Below are 22,655 nucleotides of genomic sequence, written 5' to 3' on the forward strand. Positions count from 1 at the left end.
ACTATGAATTTCCAACAATACCTTTATGACAAGGGTTACCAAAGAGAGGACCTACTAGCCCGGATTGCGGAATCCCTTGAACTTGATGAATCAAGATCCAAGAAGATGGAATCTGCCTATAGAGCAATTTATGATGTTCTTCAGGCTGATACAGTTTTCTTTTCCAAGGTAGATTTTTTGGTATACCCGCAAGGCTCAAAAGCAATTGGCACCACCACAAAACCAATAGGGAAGGATGAGTTTGACTTAGATATTGTTGTCCATATCAAGGACCCTTATTACAATTACACTTCATCAGAAATTTATGACCACCTTATTCGTGTTTTTAATGCCAATGATGTTTACAAACCAAAATTGGTAAAGAAAAATAGATGTGCACGTATTAATTATGCTGGAGACTTTCATTTAGACATTTTGCCAGGTTGTATTATCCTAAGTGGTGGAGAAAAGCTGATGGTACCTGATAGAGGTCTTAAATCATGGACTTCAAGCTATCCAAAGGGATACATTGGTTGGTTTCTTGAAAGAGCTGAAAATGTTAGGCAGCCAATATTAAAGAAAGCTTTTGGTGATTATGTTTTACTCTCTGAAGGCAAAGCCGAACAAGAAGATTTGCCTCAAGAGGACTACTATTCAAAGGTACCCTTAAAGAGAGCGGTACAGTTAACCAAACGATACCGGGACATCTTTTTTTCGAAAAAACCTGAGTATAGGACATCAAGCATAGTTCTTACGACCATATTTGGTGAGTTGTATGAAGGTGAGCCGTCAATTTATGAGACAATTGACAATGTGCTTAACAAAATTCTTGGCTATTATTCAGACTATCAAAACCTATATGAGACCAAAAGAATCTTCAAGCGAATAAAAGTTTTAAATCCTGTAAACGTGGATGAGGACTTTACCGAAAAATGGGATAATGACAAAGAATATTATCACCAGTTTATTGCTTTTGCAAAAAGTTATAAAGAAAAATGGGAAAGACTTAAGAATGGTGATTTTGGGGTGGCGGAAGAACTGTTCGGTAGTACCCGAACTAAAACAATACTATCTGAACAACTTAAAAATATGGGCAAAGGGAAAGGAAATGATTTAGAAAAAGCTGGAGCCACCATATTTAGCGGCAAAAGCTTAGTTGACAAGAAAGGTAACGTAGGTAATGAGGGTTACCCCAGTAAACCTAATCGAAACTATGGTGGTATAGAATTGGTCTTAGAAACGCGGAAACACAACTTATATCCTTCTAAAAATTATATCGCTGTTCATATCCAAAAAGAAATGATAGACAAACATTTTCCTTGGCTCAAAACCTTTGTTTCAGACGGAGTGCTTTACGGAAAAGGCAAGGTAAGACCGAGTGGATGTAAAAAGGAATATGAAATTGGAATAAAATATGACCCAAATATTATTGGAAGAAAAGAACGAGTTTTTATACTTAATGACAGCACAATCAAATTCGGCAAAACTCCTCATTTATATCCCGGAAACAGCCTGTGCCTCTATTATCCAAGAGATTTACCACTTTATTTAGACATGAACTTTGTAGATGTGATTCCTTGGATTTCCGAATGGTTAGTGAGCTACGAGCTTTGGAAGAAATACGGCGTATGGCTGGCAAAGGAGGTAAAACACTAAAATATCGCGTGCAATATGCGTGCAATGATAAAACAAAAAAGCCTCCGATTTCTCGGAGGCCTTTATTTTGTTGGCGGTCTGGACGGGACTCGAACCCGCGACCCCCTGCGTGACAGGCAGGTATTCTAACCAACTGAACTACCAGACCAATGATTTTATCTTGTGAAGACTCTGACTACAGTCAGATTCAAATCTTGTTCAAATGCTTTTTGCAAAGCGAGTGCAAATATACACTCTCATTCGTATCCAACAAAAAAAATTTTGAAAATTAGCGGAACTAAACAAACTTTTGTCGCTCAATCATAAACGTATTCAGAACTTGGGAAAACTCGTCTTTTATATCCACCCCTACATATTTTATTTTGTACTGTGCACATTTAAGCTTAAGCTCATCTTGGTATTCAATTATTTTCTTTTGATACCCCTTTTTGATGTTATCCGCATATAGATCTATGTGTTGTCCGCTTTCCACATCCACGTAGCGCTTCGGGGTGTTTTCAAAATTGAAATCGACTTCAAGTTCGTGGTCCAACAAATGGAAAAGGACTACAGCATGTTTATTGTATTTTAAATGTCGAAGAGCTTCGAACAGTTGTTGCCGCTCTGTTTCATTTTGAAACATATCTGAGAAGAGAAAAATCAAACTCCTACGATGTATTTTTTCCGCGATTTGATGCAGGTAAGAATAGGTCCTTGTGGTTTTGGAATCACTATTTTGTTTGACTACAGCATTCAATTGGGAATAGAGCATCTGAAAATGACGTTCGCTGCTTTTCTCGGATGTATGGAAGGTATATGTGTCTGAGTAAATACTGAGTCCCACCGCATCCCGTTGTCTTTTTAATAGTTGCATTAAAGCCGCAATGGCCAAAACTCCAAAACCAATTTTGTTCAAATCGCTTACTCCCAATTTCTGTACTTCTGGATAATACATGGACGCAGAATTGTCCAAAATCATGTGACACCTAAGGTTGGTCTCATCCTCATAACGTTTGGAGAACAATTTATCGGTTTTAGCGAAGAGTTTCCAATCTATATGTTTCGTGCTTTCTCCTGGATTATAAATTTTGTGTTCAGCAAATTCAGCAGAAAAACCGTGAAAGGGGCTTTTGTGAATACCGCTTATAAATCCTTCCACAATCTGGTTCGCTAGGAGCTCCAGATTCTGAAACAATTGTGCTTTGGAAAGTTCCGACCTTACATCCATAATTCAATTGTACTTACAATATAAAACAAAAAAAGGCTTGGCATTCGCCAAACCTTTCTTAAAATAATATTGTTTAATCTAAGGATTAAAGGACTGCTTCAATAGCGTCAGTGTATGCTTTTTTTGGAGATACGCCTACCTGTCTATTAACAATTTCCCCATCTTTAAAGACAAGAACAGTAGGTATATTTCGCACACCATATTTTGCAGCAAATTGTTGGTTGGCATCAACATCAACCTTGCCAACAACCGCCTTACCTTCGTATTCGTTGCTTACTTCGTCAATAATTGGACCTACCATTCTACAAGGGCCGCACCATGCTGCCCAAAAATCCACTACTACGGGTTTATCACTTTTAAGTACTACGTCTTCAAAAGTTGCATCTGTTATTTCTAGTGCCATTGTATTTTATTTAATGTTCGCAAAGTTAGTCAAATATTGCCCACATTCCTTACTTGTCAAGTATTCGTTTTCATTATCGCACCATTGGTGTACGTTATGGCTAATCAGTTGATTTTGTAGTATATATCATTCTCTTCCAATACATTTAGAAGCTCAGAACTAATCTTTATTTTTTGCTTTCTACTGGAAAGATTCAATTTAATCTCATCTTGCATCTCATACACTACAAAATTTAGTGGTAAATCGCCCTTAAAAGACCGTAATGTATCCTTTAGGGCCATAATTCGTTTCTCCTGTAAGCGATCAATGTCTAACTTGATGGTCAATTTTTTGGCGTAGGAATCCATGACATCTTGAAGTTGTTTAAAATCATTGAACTGCATTCGTGGGTCACCTTTTTTGCCTGTCTCTCGATTTACCCAGCCCTCCCGAATAAATATTTTAAGATGAACAAAGGAATTTATCATCAAAAAATGTCTGAATTTTAAATAATCCTCTCCAAAAATTCTGAATTCAAAAGAATCGGTGTAATCTTCCAAAGTAAAAGCAGCCCAGCCTTTTCCGTTTTTGGAAACTCTATGCTGCACATCCGTGATTACCCCAGCTACCGTCAATTCTCGGTTTACAAAATCTTCCAATTGATTAAAAGCAGAGACTACGCTATTGCAAAATGCGGTTATCTCTTTTTTGAAATCATCCAAAGGATGACCAGAAATGTAGATACCGACTACTTCTTTTTCTCGACGTAGTTTTTCCATGGTTCCCCAATCATCGCACGGCGGTACGACCGGTTCAGGAATCTGAACTTCACTAGCCTCCCCGAATAGACTCACTTGGGACGAATTCTGGTTTTCCTGATATTTTGCACCATACTTTACTGCTTTTTCCAAAAAGGATATACCATCACCGTCATGATGAAAATATTGAGCACGATGTGTATCACCAAAAGAATCAAAGCCACCCGCTAAGGCTAGATTTTCGAACGATTTTTTGTTGGCTGCACGAAGGTCGACACGTTTTGCCAAATCGAATACAGAACGATAAGGTCCATTTTGCTTTCGGTCTTCAACAATGGTCTCAACAGCCGAACGTCCTACCCCTTTAATGGCTCCCATGCCAAATCGAATGGCGTTGTTCTTGTTTACGGCAAACTTATAATAGGATTCATTCACATCGGGTCCAAGTACTTCCAATCCCATTCGCTTGCATTCTTCCATAAAGAACGTCACCTGCTTAATGTCGTTCATATTGTTAGAAAGCACGGCTGCCATATATTCGGCAGGGTAGTGGGCTTTTAGGTATGCAGTTTGGTAAGCAATAAATGCGTAGCAAGTGGAATGACTCTTGTTAAACGCGTAAGACGCAAAAGCTTCCCAATCCTTCCATATTTTTTCCAAAATATCCCTTGGATGGCCATTCTTTTCCCCACCGTCCAAGAACTGTGGTTTTAGCTTTTGAAGCAGGGCAAAAATCTTTTTCCCCATAGCTTTCCTGAGTACGTCTGCATCACCTTTGGAAAAGCCGGCAATTTTCTGGGAAAGACGCATTACCTGCTCTTGGTACACCGTAATCCCATACGTATCCTTAAGATATTCCTCCATCTCTGGAAGGTCATAGGTGATCTCTTCCTCTCCATGTTTTCTCGCAATAAAACTTGGAATATATTCCATGGGTCCAGGGCGATACAACGCATTCATGGCAATGAGATCATCAAAAACCGTAGGTTTGAGATTTTTCATGTGCTTCTGCATACCCGGAGATTCATATTGGAATATCCCCACAGTATCCCCCCGCTGGAAAAGTTCATAGGTTTTTTCGTCATCCAAAGGGAAATCATCCGGTATAAGCTCAACCCCCGTTCTGGCCTTAACAATTTTGACCGTATCCTTAATGAGGGTCAAGGTTTTTAGTCCTAAAAAATCCATTTTTAGTAGCCCTGCATCCTCAACTACGGAGTTGTCAAATTGCGTAACATACAGGTCTGAATCCTTTGCGGTGGCAACTGGAACAAAATTGGTAATATCATCTGGAGTTATGATGACTCCGCATGCGTGGATACCTGTATTTCGTAATGAACCTTCAAGAACACGGGCCATATTTACCGTCTGACCTTCCAAATCTTCCTGCTCGGAAATATTCAAGAGTTCATGTACTTTTTCCAATTCATCCGACCGGAACTTTTTCTTAAGGTCAGACTCCTCCATGCCGAAAATCTTATGGAGTTTTCCCATGGTCGGAATCAATTTGGCAATACGGTCCGCATCATTTAATGGAAGGTCCAACACACGTGCAGTATCACGAATTGAAGATTTGGCGGCCATGGTTCCGTAGGTGATGATTTGTGCCACCTGATTGGCTCCGTATTTATTGATAACATACTCCATTACTTTTCCGCGTCCTTCGTCATCAAAATCAATATCAATATCGGGCATAGACACCCTATCCGGATTTAGGAATCGCTCAAAAAGGAGGTCATACTTTAACGGGTCAATGTTGGTGATGCCAAGGCAATATGCCACAACTGAACCAGCGGCTGAACCCCTGCCTGGTCCTACGGAAACCCCCATATTTCTAGCTTCGCGGATAAAATCCTCAACGATTAGAAAGTAACCTGGATACCCTGAATTTTCAATAGTCTGTAATTCAAAGTCAATACGTTCGGTAATTTCATCCGTGATTTCACCATACCGACTTTCGGCTCCTTTGTAGGTAATATGTCGTAGATAAGCATTTTCTCCTCTTTTACCTCCATCCGCTTTGTCTTCTTCAACTTTGAACTCATTTGGAATATCAAATTTGGGTAGAAGAACATCTCGAGCCAGTTCAAAGGGTTCAATTTTATCAATGATTTCCTGAACATTCAGGATAGCTTCGGGGAGGTCATTGAAAAGCGTTTTCATCTCCTCGGACGACTTGAAGTAGTATTCCTGGTTGGGCAGACCATAACGATATCCACGTCCACGACCAATAGGTGTGGCCTGTTTCTCCCCATCCTTTACGCAAAGCAGAATATCGTGGGCTTCTGCATCTTTTTTGTCGCAATAATAGGTGTTGTTGGTGGCAATCATTTTCACACCATGTTTTTTGGACAATTGAATAAGGCTCTGATTCACACGGTCCTCATCTTCCTGATTATGACGCATGACCTCGATATATAGATCATCCCCAAACTCGGATTTCCACCATAGCAACGCTTCTTCAGCTTGCTTTTCGCCAACATTCAAAAGTTTGTTGGGTACTTCACCATATAAATTGCCAGTAAGTGCTATTACACCCTCTTTATATTGTTCAATAACTTTTCGGTCGATTCTGGGAACATAGTAGAATCCATCCGTGTAGGCAATAGAGGACATTTTGGCTAAGTTGTGATAGCCCTTTTTATTTTTGGCCAAGAGTACAATCTGGTATCCGTAGTCCTTTACGTTTTTATTGTTATGGTCTTCACATACAAAAAACTCGCAACCAAGTATTGGAGTGATTTCTTGTTTGCTTGGTTTTTCGCCTTGCTCTTCTAACTGCTTATTTTCTTCCTTAACAGCTTTATTATGGTTTTTCACCTCTTTCACAAAATGAAAAGCGCCCATCATATTGGCATGGTCAGTCAGGGCCACTGCAGGCATCCCATGGTTTGCAGCGGCCTTGACCAGACCCTTAATATTCATTGTAGATTGAAGTACCGAAAACTGTGAGTGATTGTGAAGGTGGGCAAAGGGGGCATCCACCAAACTCTCAGCGTTGGTAGTAATTTCTTCTTCAGATATTTCACCAGTGGCCTTGTCCCAAAGCGCATCTGCAATTTTTTTGGAAGCTGCTTTAAGGTTGATATGTTTGAGCCCGATAAGCTCAATCTCTTTTGGATTTGCCTCGGAGAAATGTTCAAAATAGTCGGGTCGTACATCCAACTCCCTGATGGAGTAGTGTTGTTTTCGAACCAGTTCCAAAAAACATCGGGTAGTAGCTTCAACATCCGCAGTAGCATTATGCGCTTCTGCGAAAGGTTCGGCAAAAAGGTACTCGTGAAGTTCGGTCAGGGTAGGCAGCTTAAACTTTCCGCCTCTACCACCTGGAATTTTACAGAGCTCGGCAGTAGCCTCGGTACAAGTATCCAATACGGGCAATTCGGATAGGCTAGTTGGAATCCCCAACCTATAAAATTCACATCCCATTATATTGATGTCAAAATCCACGTTTTGACCAACCACAAACTTCGCCTTGGTAAGCGCTTCATTGAAAAGTTCTAAGGCCTGGCTAAGAGAAGCTCCATCCTTTTCCGCCAAAGCAGTAGAAATTCCGTGAATTTGCTCTGCTTCATACGGAATATTGAAACCATCCGGCTGAACCAACATATCTTTTTGTTCCACCAGATTTCCCATTTCATCATGCAACTGCCATGCAATCTGAATGCAACGAGGCCAGTTGTCTGTATCAGTGATGGGTGCATCCCAACGCTTGGGAAGTCCTGTGGTTTCTGTGTCAAAAATTAGGTACATTGTTGGTTTTGTTTTATTGAAAGGTATACCTTATAATGGTATAATAAACATTCTAAATATAAGCTCTTTAAGAATCTCTACGGCCCTGGACTTTATTTTTTCTTTCTCTTCCCGCGAGTCATATAAAAAGTTAGAACAAAAGTGATGAATACTTTCTGATAATGATTGTGTTTTTTCAAATAGTCTAAGAAAAAAATATTGATTTTCGTTTAAGGGGAACTCTAAAACATTGGTTTTGTTAACATAATCAAATCCCCCGGTCCGCTTAAATAAAAAATAAAAATCAGAAGGTGGGGAAGCAAGTAGTTTTGAAATATCCAATTCTTCGATGTATGAGTCACGAACTATCCACTTCCAGTCTGATTCATAAGTGGTAACCAAAGGATTTAGTGCAAATTCTCTGTTTTGATAGCTCAAAAAGTTTTCAGAGAGTAAAACACTTCTTTCGATATACAGTATTCTTTCATTCTTATATATTGTTTTTATGTTCTCTTTGGTATCTGACGAGGAAAACTTTTCAATTTCAATCTCCAAGATTTCTTTTAGAGGCTTTGCGAATTCCGTGTTTGCTTTTGGACTAAATGCTACTAATTTCCTCAGCTGATCAGGGATATTGTTTTCCCCGGATTCTTCAGTTGTTTTAATTGTGTTGAAGAATTGTTTGGGGTCTACATTGTTGAATTGCAAAACAAGGAAAGTTCTCTTAAAGTGGAAATTCAAATTTTCAATCATTCTGATTTCTTAGTCAAAAAATGAACATATTCTCTCATGATAATCTGGATGTTCGGTCAAAAGCTGCATTTCCATTTCGTGATAACACTCTAAACTGGACTTGGTTTTAGCTAAAAGATGTACATACTTTTTTGATAGGTATCGATTAAAAAAATCACTCAAGTGCATAATTCCGGTATCATTGTACTGGATTAAATGATTTATCTCGATATCCCATTTTCTGGCCAATGCGCTGAACATGTATTGTTCATATATGATCGCAAAAGAAGAGCCATTGATTTTATTATTTACTTTTTCCAGATTTTTATCCACAAAGTGAAAAGCTCGATCAACGTATTCTTGAAAAAAGTCTATGTTTTTTCCACCTAGAATACCAGCATTGGTAGAATTAAATCTTTTAAGAATCGCAAAGTCATCTTTAAGTTCTTGTGGAATTGAAATGTTATTTTTTTCAAGATGGTGCATACTAGTATGATAATGATTTTCTTCATTATCCAGATGTTGTCCAATCAGTTCGGATTTTTCCAAGCTTGAATTGAATCTTTTCCAGATGAAAATGTCGCCATCTACATGAATAAACGGGGTATCTTGGATTTTGTAGGCATATAGTTTTCCTAAAGCCCACAATTTCTCTGGATAGTGATTGATTTTATTTAACTCTACCGCTACAGAAGTGTATGGGAGATTGAAAGTATCAATAAGCATTTCTTTTCCTTTACTATCTGTAACAAGCTGTACATCGTTATAGTGCTTTTTAAAAGTCAAACAACTTAATGCCCAACCCATATAATGGTATTTTGGGTGTGGCCATCCACCATGAACTTTCTCTAGGCTGGATACCCCAACTAAAGATGGTTTTGACCAAAAGCTATGCACTATTTTCAAAGGGAAATTGTTTTATGCAAAAAAAATGACTCTTAAATTTAGCTATTTATCCACATACAATTCATACAAAAATCCTACATCAACTTATTAATAATCCTTAACTGAATCATAAGTAAAAATAATGATTATCATTATCACGTTTAACAAAAATTTAGTAGTAAAAACTTTACTTAATAGGTAACTTTATCTGGCATGCAACTATATCATTAACCCTTTTATTTTAACAAAAATTTAGAAAAATGAAAAAAAAGAAGTCCTTGAATTTAAGTTTGAACAAGAAAAAAATCAGTGAGCTGAACATTAGCCAAATGGACAAAGTTAAAGGTGGGTACCCAGGATGGGGTTCTGCCGGAGGAGGTTGCGCAAGCTGGATGTGCACTGGCGGTTGGTCTAACTGTTAAACCCGAACAGTATATTTAGATTAGTAACACTCTTGATAGGCCGTCGAGGGTGTTTTTATTTTCTTAGTTTGGCATTTGCACTTCTATAGTATCTATACAGAAAGTCATAGCATACCAATTCATTTAGACGATTTTTTGACTTGAAAAGACGATTCATTGACATATGAATATGGCTTGGTAAAAAGTTTTTCAGAAAAAGAGATTCATTCTTTTCTTTATATTTTTGACTTATAGATTTGGCAATTTTTTCGATTCCTTCATCACGTTGTTTTAAAATCTCAAGTATTGGTAACAACTCAGGATTCTTCATTTCTCCAATTTCCAAAAAAGATGCGATTTTGTTGGTATGAAATCTATATTTTTTGTCCAGTTGTGATTTTAGATTCCTCCCCATGTTGAATTCTCTACCAAACGCGATCTTTAGTTCTTCAAGTAACCTCATCTTATCCTCAAAGGAGAATTTGAAATTGTCCAGAAAGTGATTTATGAGTTGTAATCCAAAAAGCCATCGTATTTCTTCTCCTTCATCACCCTCGATAAGATTGAGGAAATTTATAATAGCTTCACTGTCATAATAAAAAATACGTTCTGATAATTGTATTGTATCGGGTCCATACCTTTCGATTTCTCTATTATATGTGTCTATTTGTGTTTTCCATACCCTTTCGTTGGTAACCCAAGGACTGATTGATTTGTAGATTTTGTCAACCACTGTCCCCAATTTTTTTGTATCCTGAATTTTGAATCTAATTCTTAGGTGATGTTCTGGGTCTGCATACCGAATAAAGAACCATTCTTTAATTAAATTGTTGTTTTTTAATTCTCCAACAAGTGGCCTAAGGACTTCGGTTAAAAGTATGTCACTGGTTTTATGGCCTGTATAAAGTTTATAGTACAACCATTCACTTCCAATGATGAAACTCCTTTGCGTAAAATCCATATTAGTTTTTTGAAGTCTTTCTCGCATTCAAAAAAGATATTATAAGTTGATTGGAATATGGGTTTCCCTTTTGGTCCTTAACTATGCCTGACTCATTAAAAAGAAATTCTCTCAGCACAAATTTTTCTTGATATTTTACAGAGTCTAAAAACGACAAAACAGATGTTACACTATGGAAGTTGATAAGGAGTTCCCTATCGCCGTTTTGTAGTACAGCAAGTTTCGGTATACCCTTTTCCTTTCTGAGACAAGTCACTTCATCCATCAGCGAAGATTTTTCAATTTTCGGGTCTAAAAGGTGTTTGATATTGTCCGTTGGTACACTCCATCTTGCACGAAATAAAATTAGCCTGTCATATTCAATTCTTGGTATAAATTCTTTCTTTCCAATAACTGGCCCGACATCCAAAAACAGTTCATTCCTCATCCCCTGATTCTGTAAATCACACAAAAAGTGATAAATCGGAATTGAATTGTTCAGATAATTGTGTGCATTTGTTAATCTTGGGATTACTTCTTTATTGTGTTTTTTTGAACGCAACACAAGCTTATTGTTCCGAAATGATAGATAAAGGTCATCAATGGTTAATTGATAGTTTGCTGATTTTAGAGACTTGGACATAAAAGGTATTTCGAAATGGCGGAATTGTGGTCTACATAGTATATTGCCTACCCTGGCCTCCGGAAGATGTAAAATCTCTGCTGTTATTTTATCTGATTCAATGCTGTTTTCAGCTTGAGCGATTCGATACGCGTGTTCTTGAATTTCCTTGCTTCCATGGCAAAACCTTGAAAACAACCTGGCTGCGGTTGGTCCAACTAAACTGGGGCAAGAGATTTTTGTTTGGCCTTCAACATTTACCAACTGAATCATTGTTGACATACTATCTGGCAAATCATCCCAGTTTGAGGGAAAAGCCTCGAAGTCCTCTTCTTTCAAGGAAATTACATGTACGCCCTTCCTATGGGCTTTCATAATTTGATTAAATAAAATTTGATGTATTTTGTTGGTATCTTCTACTTTGGATTCGAAAACATCAGTTTCTGCTAAGATTAAAAGGTCATCTATGAGTGGATTGGTATCCCCGATATCTCCATCTTGAAGATAGCCAATACCTATTTCCGTATCCAATACTGTGGCAAGAGGCATCTCTCTGGTCTCATATCTTTGGACAAAACGCGTCTTAAACTTAGAAAGGTTAGAATCGGAAAAACGTGGGGTTAATTTGTTTAAAAGGTTTATCCCTTTCTTAAGTTCATCAATTACTGAGTACGATAATGTGTTTTTAGAAGTTGTGATTTTTAAATCAGCTTGATATAAATGTTTAATATCAAAGGTGGTTTCCAGTTGTTTAATTTTTTCACTTAAATGATAATACTTTATTGGGGGATTGCCTATTTTTCTGTCAAGGGTATCAAGGCTATTTTGTATCTCTTTAAGAATCGAAACTTCTCTTTCCAGGCCGTTTTTCCTTTTCAAAAGATCAATTATTTGGTTCATAAAGGGTGGGCCTGATAACGAAGGTTCCAGGTCACTTAGTAAGAGTTGACTGTCAATAATTTCCTCAATAAAAGGGAGGGATTCATCTTTTTCTATCCCAATCACTTCTAACTCTTTTACCAAATCGCTAATTAAAACTCCCTTTTTGGCTAGCTGAATAATCCTTTCCAAATAGATTGAGTAGTCAACCTCTATAATTCTATGGAGTCGCCTGTTGTTAAGATAATAATACTCTACAAAGCGATAGGTTTTCCCTGTCTTGTACAAGCTGGTATTTGGGTGGTACAAAAGCTGGCATTTAATATGCTTTTTTTTTGCTAAATCTTTTGCCAGCGCCACAAGATAATTCATATCAAGGTCCGTTTTTCGCTTTGCGTTTTCCGCTGTTTTGGTAATGATTTTGGTTTCTTTGCCAAGTGTACCTACGGCGCATCCGGCAAATAGACCAAAGGGGGTGGCCCTAGAAGACATCCTGGCGAGATATTTAAGGACGGATATCTTTGTTTTTTCTTCTCTTTTCTTATTCAACTGATTTTTGACAAGCTTAGTAACTTCTGAGTAGAGCGAAGGAGAGGCTAAAAAAAGCGCTTCAGTAAAAACAGGATTCTCTAGTAATTTTTTAATCTGGGCGTTAGAAAAATCAGAGCGTTTTGTCGCTTCACTAAAAAAACTTAAGGGGAACAGAGGAGTTCTTAAAACAAAGTTGGGCGTACTTTTGTAAGGGTTCGATTTGTCTTTCATTTTAACCACTTAACTGATTAATAAACATTCGTCCCATGTATTATTCTCGCTAGAAAGATAATCTACCATGACAAGTCCTATTCCGTTTACCCCCTCTAATATGGACAAAAGAGGTTCCCATTGTGGTGGATTGCCCATCAGTTGTTTAAATCCTGCATAACCATCGCTATGTACAGCTTTGGAAATACCGTCTTGCATCCAGAATTCATAAGTATCTTCAAATCCTAAATTAGGGTACAACTGACTTACTCTTTTAAAAATCTGTGCATTGCCGAATGATCCATGGCAGAATCCTGCATCACTGACAAGCGTGTCACTGGCGGCTCTTCGAGCTGCGGAATGATTAAATATCCTAAGTGCCAAATTGTTTTCATCATTGCATCCCATTATTTGGTTCATTTTTTCCAAAGTAAGACCTATGCCCAAGTCTCCGTAACACCATGCTACTCTTCCATTGTAGTCATAAGGTTCGTTTTTTGAAGTGGAATGAGGGAATAGGGAATTTCCTGGAGTGTTATTGTTTTCAGTTTCTAAAATGAACCGAACTCCTTTTTGAATCAAGTCTTTTGTGGTTTCTTGAAACCCAGGAAATTCATTTAGCCGTAACAATATGTTGATGATAGAAGTCATTCCATGAGACAATCCAAAACTGCAATCAATGTGGTTGCCAAGTTCTTTAGGGTAATTCCACTTTAGGCCACTTACCGTGGAACTGGAAATCTCTCTTGTTTTATTAATGCTGTTTTTAAGAAAATCGAAATATCTAGACTTCAGATTGTTGTTTTTTGTGTTTTTGAAGCGTGTGAAAAAGTAAAATACATATCCTAGCGCACCATGGAGGAAATCATAATTACCGCTTTGAAAATCAGAAATCATCTGGGCATACAGGAAATCATCCAAAGAAGTTAAAAAATCATCGGTGTCCAAATCAATGAATTCGTTTTCATAAAGGTGTTCAATGGTCCATGCAAATCCTGCCAATCCATTGCAAAAAGAAGGATAATTATATCCGTCGTTTATTTTTTCTATGCATTCGGAAATAATTGATATTCCGAGATCTGCCTGTGAATTATCATTTAAAAGTTTTGCATAATAAAAATGAAATAGGGCGATTCCCGGCAATCCAGATAACACCCCAAGATTATCAGCCAATTCTTGATATCTACTTTCTGAAACAATTGAAATTTCTTCTAATTTTTTTAATAATTTACCTTCAAAAATCATTAAGTAAAATCTTATTAATTTTTAAGAAGATAATGATTTTCTCGCGTTTAAAAACTACTTTTTTGGTTGTTTCAAAGGGAATTAACTAAAATTTCAAATTGAAGGATTATTGGAGAATGATTACCAAGTTGTATTGAGGTTAAGGAAAAAATGAACTCTAAGTTCTTATAAGACAAAGTCAAATCTGAATTTCACAAAGAGCTATTCATTCAAAACTTAGACAAACAACTTTCTAATTTCGTAAAATACTCTTTCCAAAATACTCAATTCCTCCAGCACGATTTCAGCAGTCCCTTGCATTTCCTGCCTGAAAGAGATTTCTTTTCCAAAAGAAGTCGTAAGACCATCTATGGCTATATATAACGTGTAAAGTGCTTGTTCTCCACGTTTAGGCACTTCCGAAATACTTTTTACTTCTCCTGCTAGGCTACCCCATTCTTCAAAAGGATAGTTGTCCAGTTTAATTATTACCCGCTGGCCCACTTTTACTTTTCCTGAGTTCCGAATTGGTAAAGTAACCCGACCAATCATTCCATCCGTATTTTTGGGTACAATAGTAAACAAGACCTCACCTGCCGCCACATTTTGAAACTGATTCCAGACATCGAAAACAGTTACTACACCATCAATAGGGCTAACGATCAAATATTTCTGTTCCCAAGCTTCCAGCATAGTAATCAGGTTTTGTTTTGCATTTTCCAGTTCTTGGATATACGCGTTTTCGAATTCGGTTCCTTGAATCTTGGCTTTTGTCAGCAAATTGTCAAAATTGGCAATGGCGATTTGGGTATTCGATATATTGGTTAGAAAACCTTCGTACTGTTGTTGGTCTGCTAAATAAGACCTCGAAGCCTCCTCGTATTCAGCCTTGGAAATAACGCCCTTATCAAATAGCTCTTTATTACGCTCAAAGTTGTTTTTTGAGAGCGCTAAATCCTGTTCAAATAATAATAGTTGCCTTTTCTGATTTTTGAGGAACCGTTGCTGCTCTTGTAATTGTCTTCCAATTACTTCAGCTTCTTTAATGTTTGGAGTTAGTGTGCGGAACAAAATAATATTTTGGTAAACTGCTAAATAATTTCCATAAGCAACTTGTAGTTCACCCAACTCTAGAGAAGCTGGAAATACTTTTTTTAAGGTATCCAGTTCAAGAACAATTGCTTGTCGGGTATTCAACTGATCTTTGAGGTATTGTATATCCTGAAATCTTGCGGTACTTTCAATTTCTGCCAGTACCTGTCCTTTGTTTACCTGTTCATTTGCGGCTATCAATACTTGTTCCAATCTTCCGGAAGTTCGTCCCACTAGATACACCGGGGGGTTTTTGCTGGTTATAACGATTCCAGCTGGAATAATGTCATTGTAGCTAATGACGGCAGTTCCCAACAGAAGCAATATGACAATGCCCGAAATCAATGAAATTCCCCATTGAATCATCCAATTAGGAGTCTTTCCTAGAATTTCTTTTACCTGATCGGATCTCTCGTTCGGTAAATCCAACTTTGTATTTCTAATCTCTTTTTCTACCATCTTACTGACCTAGTTCTAGTTGGTTTTTAACCAAGGAATAATAAAGCCCCCTTTTAGAGGTTAACTGTTTATGGTTTCCCCTTTCGGCTATTTTTCCTTTATCCAAAACGATGATTTGATCGGCGTTTTTTACGGTACTTAAGCGGTGCGCTACGACCACAACTGTCTTTCCTTTGTAGAAAGACTCTAGTTTTTCCATAATTACCTTTTCGTTGTTTGCATCTAAAGCGCTTGTGGCTTCATCGAAGAAAAGATAGTTGGGATTTTTGTAGACGGCCCTTGCAATTAAAACGCGTTGTTTTTGTCCTCCGCTGATACTTATCCCAGAGCTACCAATTTTCGTATTAAAACCGGATGGTAATTGTTCAATGAATTTTGATATGTTTGCAATATCTATGGACTTTATTAGACTCTTACGGTCGATGATGCCCTCCGAATTCGATTCTGTAATGTTCCTTGCTATGGTGTCACCAAATAGGAAACCTTCCTGCATCACAGTACCACAATTTTTTCTCCAGAAAGTGGTGCCCAGATTTTTTAGTTGAGTTCGTCCCACAAAAATATTTCCAGTTGTGGGCTCATAGAATTTTAACAATAGTTTTATCAATGTGGTTTTTCCGCTACCGCTGGCTCCAACAATGGCTGTAATCTTTCCTTCGGGAATTTTAAATGAAATATTGTCCAGAATCTTAGGCGAATTTTTACCTCCATATTGAAAAGTCAAATTGTTTAACTGAATCGTTCGATTTTCCGGCAGTTCCTTTATGGGCTCAAGATTTTCATTTTCTTCATCATCCTTTTCATGTATTTCTGAAAGTCTCTCCAAACTTATTTTAGCGTCTTGACCCGTTTGGATAAAAGTGATAAAGTTGTTTATAGGTAGATTCAATTGGCCAATTATATATTGCACCGACAACATCATACCCAAAGTTAGATTACCATCTATGACGGCCTTAGCCGCAACAAATGTGATAAGGATGTTTTTTAGCTCATTAAAGAAACGGCCACCTACATTTTGGGTTTGTGTTAAAGCTAAACTCTTTAATGAAACCTTAAAGAGCTTTATCTGAATCGCCTCCCATTCCCATCTTCTGCGTCTTTCTGAGCCATTTAGCTTAATCTCCTGCATTCCCGAAATGAGTTGGTAAATACTACTTTGATTATCTGCTGCCTGGTCAAATCTTTTGTAGTCCAAGTCAGCACGTTTTTTTAAAAAAAGCATAGTCCATCCGACATAAACCAAAGAACCAATCATGAAGATGGAGAAGATCATCAAATTATAATAGGCTAGGACTACTCCAAAAACTATAATGTTGAATGCTGAAAAAATTGTATTCAAAGTAGTGCTGGAAAGAAAATCTTGGATTCTATCGTGATCGTAGATACGTTGAATAATGTCACCAGTATTCTTAGAATCAAAAAAAGCAATTGGCAGGCGCATGAGTTTGATTAGAAAATCGGAAATCAAATTAATATTGATACGGCTGGTCACATGCAGTAGAATCCAGCTTCTAATGACTTCTACGGTCGTTTGCGAAACGAAGAGGGTTAATTGTGCAATTAATATCAGGTAAATGAAATTGATGTTTTGGTAATTGATGCCATAATCAACAATTGACTGAGTTAGAAATGGAAAAACCAGTTGTAAGATGCTGCCTATGAGAAGACCTAAAAAAAGCTGTACTATGTACCTTGAGTAGGGTTTGAAATATGAAGTCAGAAACTTAAAACCCATTTTTGGTTCTTCCTCTTCACCAAAATCAAAAAATTTAGGGGTAGTCTCGAACAGAAGTAAATATCCGTCAGAATTCTGATTGGCTCTTTTTCCTATCCAACCTTGGATAAAATCGTTTTTGGAGTATGTCACCAATCCATGCGCGGGATCGGCCACATATACTTTGTCCTTGGATATTTTATACACAACGACAAAATGGCGCTGTCGCCAATGTGCTATGCAAGGGAGTGGGACCTCTTCGTAAAGCGTTTTGAAATCGACACTTACCGCTAAGGTGTGAAAGCCGATAGTTTCTGCAGCCTCTGCTATTCCACCAATAGAAACTCCCTCACGGGTGATATTAGATTTTTTTCGTAAAAAATCTACAGAATATGATCTTCCATAGTGTTTAGAAATCATTCGCAGACAGGTAGGACCACAGTCCATTTGGTCAAGCTGTCTATAAAAAGGAAATGACCCTACACGAAACATACTGAAAAATACGATTTGGAAAGTATAATATTACATCAAATACAGAATTTTCCCTTTATTTTAACAGTATTATTTCATTCTATTGTTTACTTCATCCTACTTTATCAAGATTTAGAAGTCATTCTATTTTAGATTTTCGCGAAGGCATTTCCATTAATCATACCTGTAATGAAAGCATTTATCCAAAAGGATTTACTTCTTTAACTTTTGATGTAGGTTGGTTCTTTAAAAAGAACTATATTTGCACCCGCTTTTAGCGAAAAACAATTTTGAAAGAATTAATAATAAGGGTCGGGCACCCTACAAATTAATGTGATATGCCAGTAAAAATTAGACTTCAGAGACACGGTAAAAAAGGTAAACCTTTCTATTGGGTAGTTGCCGCCGATTCAAGATCAAAAAGAGATGGTAAATTTTTGGAAAAGTTGGGAACTTATAATCCCAATACAAATCCTGCTACCATCAATTTAGACGTTGATAGTTCCGTAAAATGGTTGCAAAACGGAGCACAACCTACCGATACCGCTCGTGCTATCCTTTCGTATAAGGGAGTGATGTTAAAAAACCATTTGTTGGGTGGTGTGCGAAAAGGCGCATTAACAGAAGAGCAGGTTGAAGAGAAGTTTAATGCTTGGTTGGAAGAAAAAGAAAAAGGTATCCAAGCTAAAGTAGATGGTTTGGACAAGGCTAAAGCGGATGCAAAAGCCAAAGCGTTGGAAGCTGAAAAAGAAGTAAATGAAAAGCGAATTGCCGCTGCCCTTCCTGAAGTAGAAGAAGAAGTTGCAGAAGAAGGCACTCCTGCTGAACCTACGGAAGCCGCTGCAGAGGAAGCAACTGAAACAGTTGAAGCTACTGCTGAGGAAACTGCTCCTGCTGAAGAAGCTCCGGCTACTGAGGCTTCTGCCGAGGAAGAATAAATAAGATATCGATGCGCAAGGAAGATTGTTTCTACCTGGGCAAAGTCGTATCAAAATATAGTTTTAAGGGTGAAGTATTGGTAAAATTGGATACCGACGAACCCGAAATCTACGAAAACATGGAATCAGTTTTTGTTTCATTGGGAAACAACCTGGTTCCATTTTTTATTGACCGCTGTCGATTGCATAAATCCGCATTGCTTCGTATTGATTTTGAAGAAGTAAAGGATGAGGCCACCGCAGATAAAATATTGGGGTCAGAGTTATATCTTCCCTTACAAATGCTCCCTCCTCTTTCCGGAAATAAGTTCTATTTCCATGAAGTCATAGGCTTTACATTAATGGATGAAGTACACGGGAATATCGGTGTCATCAAGGCTGTAAACGACAGTGCTTCCCAAGAACTTTTTGAAGTGGACAAAGACGGGAAAGAATTGCTGATTCCTGTTAATGATGACATCATCACCAAAGTGGATAGGGAATCAAAGACCATTCATGTCAGAACCCCGGATGGTCTGGTGGAATTGTATCTTTAAAGATGATGTCAGACCCTTTTAAATTCAAACAATTTACCGTTCACCAAGATAAATGCGCCATGAAGGTGGGAACGGATGGTGTGCTTTTGGGTGCATGGACTTCTTTAGAACGTCATCCCAATAGTATTTTGGATATTGGTGCAGGTACGGGAGTAATTGCTCTACAAATGGCGCAGCGCTCAACAGCTGAGTTGGTTGATGCCATTGAATTGGATGACAACGCATATGAGCAGTGCGTAGAGAATTTTGAGCGGTCACCCTGGGCGGATAGGTTGTTTTGTTATCACTCTGGCCTGGACGAGTTTGTTGACGAGATGGACGAAAAGTATGATTTAATCATTTCCAATCCGCCTTTTTACGAAGAACAGGTTTCTAGTGGGGATGCTCCACGAGATGCTGCTCGTCAGAATCAATCCTTACCTTTTAATGAGTTGCTGAAAGGAGTATCCAAGTTGCTTGATAATGAAGGATTGTTTTCCGTCATTATTCCATTTAAATCAGAAGAATCATTCAATAAAATTGCCAAGGATAAAGGTCTTTACGCTAACCGTATAACCAGGGTCCGAGGGAATGCTTCTACCGAAATCAAGCGCAGTATGATGCAATTTGGATTTGCCAAAGTGACTCCAAAAGAAACTGAATTGGTGATTGAGAAATCTCGACATCAATACACGCGGGACTATGTTGAGCTGACCAAAGACTTCTATCTAAAAATGTAATTCACACATCTTGTAGTGTTGTATTTCCTTCCTACCTTTGGTCAAAACAGTTTTGCATGAAACCTGATTTGTTTGAAGCCCCTGATTACTATAATCTAGACGATTTACTTTCCGAAGAACATAAATTGGTTCGCGATGCGGCCAGACAGTGGGTAAAGCGAGATATTTCACCCATTATTGAAGAATATGCCCAGAAAGCGGAATTTCCCAAGCAGATTATTGGTGGACTGGCAGAAATTGGGGCGTTCGGGCCATACATTCCTGAAGAATACGGTGGGGCCGGACTGGACCAAATCAGTTATGGGCTAATCATGCAGGAGATAGAAAGAGGAGATAGTGGTGTACGTTCAACTGCGTCCGTACAGTCTTCTTTGGTCATGTATCCCATTTTTGCTTATGGTACCGAGGAACAGCGAAAAAAGTACTTGCCAAAATTGGCTTCAGGTGAATGGATGGGTTGTTTTGGATTGACTGAACCAAATCATGGTTCCAATCCAGGTGGAATGGAGACCAAATACAAAGATACGGGCGACCACTATTTGTTGAACGGGGCCAAACTCTGGATTTCGAATTCACCCTTTGCTGATGTTGCCGTAGTTTGGGCCAAAAACGAAGAAGGCCGTATCCATGGACTGATTGTGGAACGGGGAATGGAAGGATTTTCCACTCCAGAAACACATAATAAATGGTCGTTACGCGCTTCGGCAACCGGAGAACTGATTTTTGACAATGTAAAGGTTCCCAAAGAAAATCTACTACCGAATAAAACTGGGCTTGGAGCTCCGTTAGGTTGTTTGGATTCCGCTCGCTATGGAATTGCTTGGGGAGCTATTGGCGCTGCGATGGATTGTTATGACACCGCATTGCGCTATGCAAAAGAGCGAATCCAATTTGGGAAGCCTATTGCGGCTACCCAATTGCAGCAGAAAAAATTGGCCGAAATGATTACCGAAATCACCAAAGCTCAGTTATTGGCATTTCGTTTGGGACAATTAAAGAATGAGGGCAGAGCAACTACGGCACAAATCTCAATGGCCAAACGAAACAATGTGGAAATGGCCATCAAGATAGCAAGGGAAGCCCGTCAAGTATTGGGTGGAATGGGAATTACTGGGGAATACAGTATTATGCGCCATATGATGAATCTGGAGAGCGTAATTACTTATGAAGGTACCCACGACATCCACCTTTTGATAACCGGAGCTGACATCACAGGACACCCCGCTTTTAAGTAGGATTTTGCTATCAATGGCGACTGTATTGTTTGTTTTCAATTCTTTTTTCGCTAAAACTTCCCCGTAAATTTGAATGTATGGATACCAACCCTAGGAGAAAATTCTTAAAGCGGATGGGGCAGGGTGCCTTGGGTTCTTTGACACTCCCTGTTTTTGGAAATTCGTTGCAAACGCACTGGAATTCCATTGGACTAAATACATCTGAAGAGGGTTCGGAAGACTTTTGGCATTTGGTAAAATCTCAATTCAATTTGGCAGAAGGACTTCATTACTTTAACAATGCTTCACTAGGTGCGTCTTCAACCCACATACAACAGGCAACTCATCATTTCAGAAATGTTTTGGACGGTTTTCCCTCTAGATACATGTGGGGTGGTTGGGAAGACGAAAAAGAGGAAGTTCGAAAAAAAGTGGCTGATTTGTTTTCAGTTTCTTCCGAAGAAATCGCCTTGATTCATAACACTACCGAGGGTATGAACCTAATTGCCCGTAGTTTTGACCTTAAACCTGGTGACGAGGTGATATTAGCAAATCATGAACATGCTAGTGGTACTATTCCATGGGAGGTTTGGCAAGAAACTAAAGGGATTAAATTGGTGCGTCCAGAATTACCCATTCTTCCTGAATCAGTATCAGATTTGATAAATGTTTATGAAAAAGCCATCACACCAAGGACCAAAGTAATTTCCATGTGCCATATCGTCAATACCAATGGAATGATTTTGCCTGTTAAAGAGGTTTCAAAAATGGCTCATGAAAAAGGTATTTTGGTAGGTGTGGACGGTGCACAGTCCGCGGGGATGTTTACCATTGATTTAAAGGAATTGGATTGTGATTTCTACACCGCAAGCTCCCACAAATGGTTGTTCTCCCCAAAAGGTGTTGGTATTTTTTATGCGAAAGAAGAAAGCCAAGAACAACTTAAACCCTTAATGGTAGCGCGGGGTCATAAAGACAAAAGTATACGCAGATTGGAGAACTACAATACTAGAAACCTTGCTGAAGTTTTAGGATTGGGAGCATCAATAGACTTTCATAATACCCTTGGTACAAGCCGTATTCACCAGCGTACATATGAGCTAAAAAAATATTTCCGTTCAAAAATTAAGGAAGACCAGAGGTTCACCATAAAAACTCCGGCATTGGATGAACTTTCAGCGGCAATCCAGGTCGTTGAGGTCAATGGGAAAGATGTAAAAGCCGTGAAGGAAGAACTTTGGAACAAGTACGGTATTGATTGCCGTCCCATGTCGAGCCATAATTTAAATGCACTACGTCTCTCCTTTGCCATTTATATTACCAAAAAAGATATTGATTATCTTGTGGATGCTCTGCAAGACTTAGCTGGATAAT

Annotated in this window: 17 protein-coding genes and 1 tRNA gene; 7 read left to right on the forward strand and 11 right to left on the reverse strand. The window is 38.3% G+C overall.

Annotated features, from left to right (window positions below):
* Positions 1 to 3: 3 nt before the first annotated feature.
* Positions 4 to 1,635, forward strand: a complete 1,632-nt coding sequence (locus tag CLV81_RS07560; RefSeq protein WP_106144416.1) for a nucleotidyltransferase domain-containing protein — start codon at positions 4 to 6, stop codon at positions 1,633 to 1,635.
* A gap of 71 nt (positions 1,636 to 1,706) precedes the next feature.
* Here the strand turns inward: CLV81_RS07560 and CLV81_RS07565 are convergent.
* The 6 genes from CLV81_RS07565 to CLV81_RS07590 form a co-directional block, all read right to left on the reverse strand.
* Positions 1,707 to 1,783: transfer RNA gene (locus tag CLV81_RS07565), tRNA-Asp, on the reverse strand.
* 129 nt (positions 1,784 to 1,912) lie between these two features.
* Entirely contained in the window at positions 1,913 to 2,842 is a 930-nt protein-coding gene (locus tag CLV81_RS07570; RefSeq protein ID WP_106144417.1) for a DUF58 domain-containing protein, read from the reverse strand.
* A gap of 85 nt (positions 2,843 to 2,927) precedes the next feature.
* Positions 2,928 to 3,245 carry a thioredoxin gene (trxA, locus tag CLV81_RS07575; protein WP_106144418.1) on the reverse strand — a complete coding sequence of 106 codons (318 nt, stop codon included), beginning with the start codon at positions 3,243 to 3,245 and terminating at the stop codon, positions 2,928 to 2,930.
* 104 nt (positions 3,246 to 3,349) lie between these two features.
* A complete protein-coding gene (dnaE, locus tag CLV81_RS07580; protein ID WP_106144419.1) occupies positions 3,350 to 7,735 on the reverse strand; it encodes a DNA polymerase III subunit alpha in 4,386 nt (1,461 codons plus the stop codon).
* A 30-nt stretch (positions 7,736 to 7,765) separates the two neighbouring features.
* Complete coding sequence (locus tag CLV81_RS07585) at positions 7,766 to 8,467, reverse strand: hypothetical protein (RefSeq protein WP_106144420.1); 702 nt, start codon at positions 8,465 to 8,467, stop codon at positions 7,766 to 7,768.
* A gap of 9 nt (positions 8,468 to 8,476) precedes the next feature.
* Positions 8,477 to 9,343 carry a DUF6734 family protein gene (locus CLV81_RS07590; protein ID WP_313790281.1) on the reverse strand — a complete coding sequence of 289 codons (867 nt, stop codon included), beginning with the start codon at positions 9,341 to 9,343 and terminating at the stop codon, positions 8,477 to 8,479.
* A gap of 248 nt (positions 9,344 to 9,591) precedes the next feature.
* On the opposite strand from CLV81_RS07590, the gene CLV81_RS20545 reads away from it, so the two are divergent.
* On the forward strand, positions 9,592 to 9,753 hold the full coding sequence (locus tag CLV81_RS20545) for a class I lanthipeptide (protein ID WP_158259095.1): 162 nt from the start codon (positions 9,592 to 9,594) through the stop codon (positions 9,751 to 9,753).
* A 55-nt stretch (positions 9,754 to 9,808) separates the two neighbouring features.
* Here the strand turns inward: CLV81_RS20545 and CLV81_RS07595 are convergent, their stop codons facing one another.
* The 5 genes from CLV81_RS07595 to CLV81_RS07615 form a co-directional block, all read right to left on the reverse strand.
* Complete coding sequence (locus CLV81_RS07595) at positions 9,809 to 10,693, reverse strand: thiopeptide-type bacteriocin biosynthesis protein (protein WP_158259096.1); 885 nt, start codon at positions 10,691 to 10,693, stop codon at positions 9,809 to 9,811.
* A gap of 1 nt (position 10,694) precedes the next feature.
* Entirely contained in the window at positions 10,695 to 12,935 is a 2,241-nt protein-coding gene (locus CLV81_RS07600) for a lantibiotic dehydratase family protein (RefSeq protein ID WP_106144423.1), read from the reverse strand.
* A gap of 9 nt (positions 12,936 to 12,944) precedes the next feature.
* Positions 12,945 to 14,159: a lanthionine synthetase C family protein gene (locus tag CLV81_RS07605; RefSeq protein WP_106144424.1), complete on the reverse strand. Its 1,215-nt coding sequence runs from the start codon at positions 14,157 to 14,159 to the stop codon at positions 12,945 to 12,947.
* A 216-nt stretch (positions 14,160 to 14,375) separates the two neighbouring features.
* A complete protein-coding gene (locus CLV81_RS07610; protein ID WP_106144425.1) occupies positions 14,376 to 15,689 on the reverse strand; it encodes an HlyD family secretion protein in 1,314 nt (437 codons plus the stop codon).
* Between the two features lies 1 nt (position 15,690).
* Positions 15,691 to 17,895 carry a peptidase domain-containing ABC transporter gene (locus tag CLV81_RS07615; RefSeq protein ID WP_106144426.1) on the reverse strand — a complete coding sequence of 735 codons (2,205 nt, stop codon included), beginning with the start codon at positions 17,893 to 17,895 and terminating at the stop codon, positions 15,691 to 15,693.
* 317 nt (positions 17,896 to 18,212) lie between these two features.
* Here CLV81_RS07615 and CLV81_RS07620 point away from each other — a divergent pair, with 317 nt between their 5' ends.
* The 5 genes from CLV81_RS07620 (at position 18,213) to CLV81_RS07640 (ending at position 22,654) form a co-directional block, all read left to right on the forward strand.
* Positions 18,213 to 18,812, forward strand: a complete 600-nt coding sequence (locus CLV81_RS07620; protein WP_106144427.1) for a 30S ribosomal protein S16 — start codon at positions 18,213 to 18,215, stop codon at positions 18,810 to 18,812.
* A gap of 11 nt (positions 18,813 to 18,823) precedes the next feature.
* Positions 18,824 to 19,348, forward strand: a complete 525-nt coding sequence (rimM, locus tag CLV81_RS07625) for a ribosome maturation factor RimM (protein ID WP_106144428.1) — start codon at positions 18,824 to 18,826, stop codon at positions 19,346 to 19,348.
* Between the two features lie 5 nt (positions 19,349 to 19,353).
* Positions 19,354 to 20,067: a tRNA1(Val) (adenine(37)-N6)-methyltransferase gene (locus CLV81_RS07630; RefSeq protein ID WP_106144943.1), complete on the forward strand. Its 714-nt coding sequence runs from the start codon at positions 19,354 to 19,356 to the stop codon at positions 20,065 to 20,067.
* Positions 20,068 to 20,123: 56 nt separating this feature from the next.
* On the forward strand, positions 20,124 to 21,302 hold the full coding sequence (locus CLV81_RS07635; RefSeq protein WP_106144429.1) for an acyl-CoA dehydrogenase family protein: 1,179 nt from the start codon (positions 20,124 to 20,126) through the stop codon (positions 21,300 to 21,302).
* Positions 21,303 to 21,379: 77 nt separating this feature from the next.
* On the forward strand, positions 21,380 to 22,654 hold the full coding sequence (locus CLV81_RS07640) for an aminotransferase class V-fold PLP-dependent enzyme (RefSeq protein WP_106144430.1): 1,275 nt from the start codon (positions 21,380 to 21,382) through the stop codon (positions 22,652 to 22,654).
* Position 22,655: the final 1 nt, after the last annotated feature.

Origin of the sequence: Flagellimonas meridianipacifica (assembly GCF_003001695.1) — a bacterium.
Taxonomy (GTDB): domain Bacteria; phylum Bacteroidota; class Bacteroidia; order Flavobacteriales; family Flavobacteriaceae; genus Flagellimonas; species Flagellimonas meridianipacifica.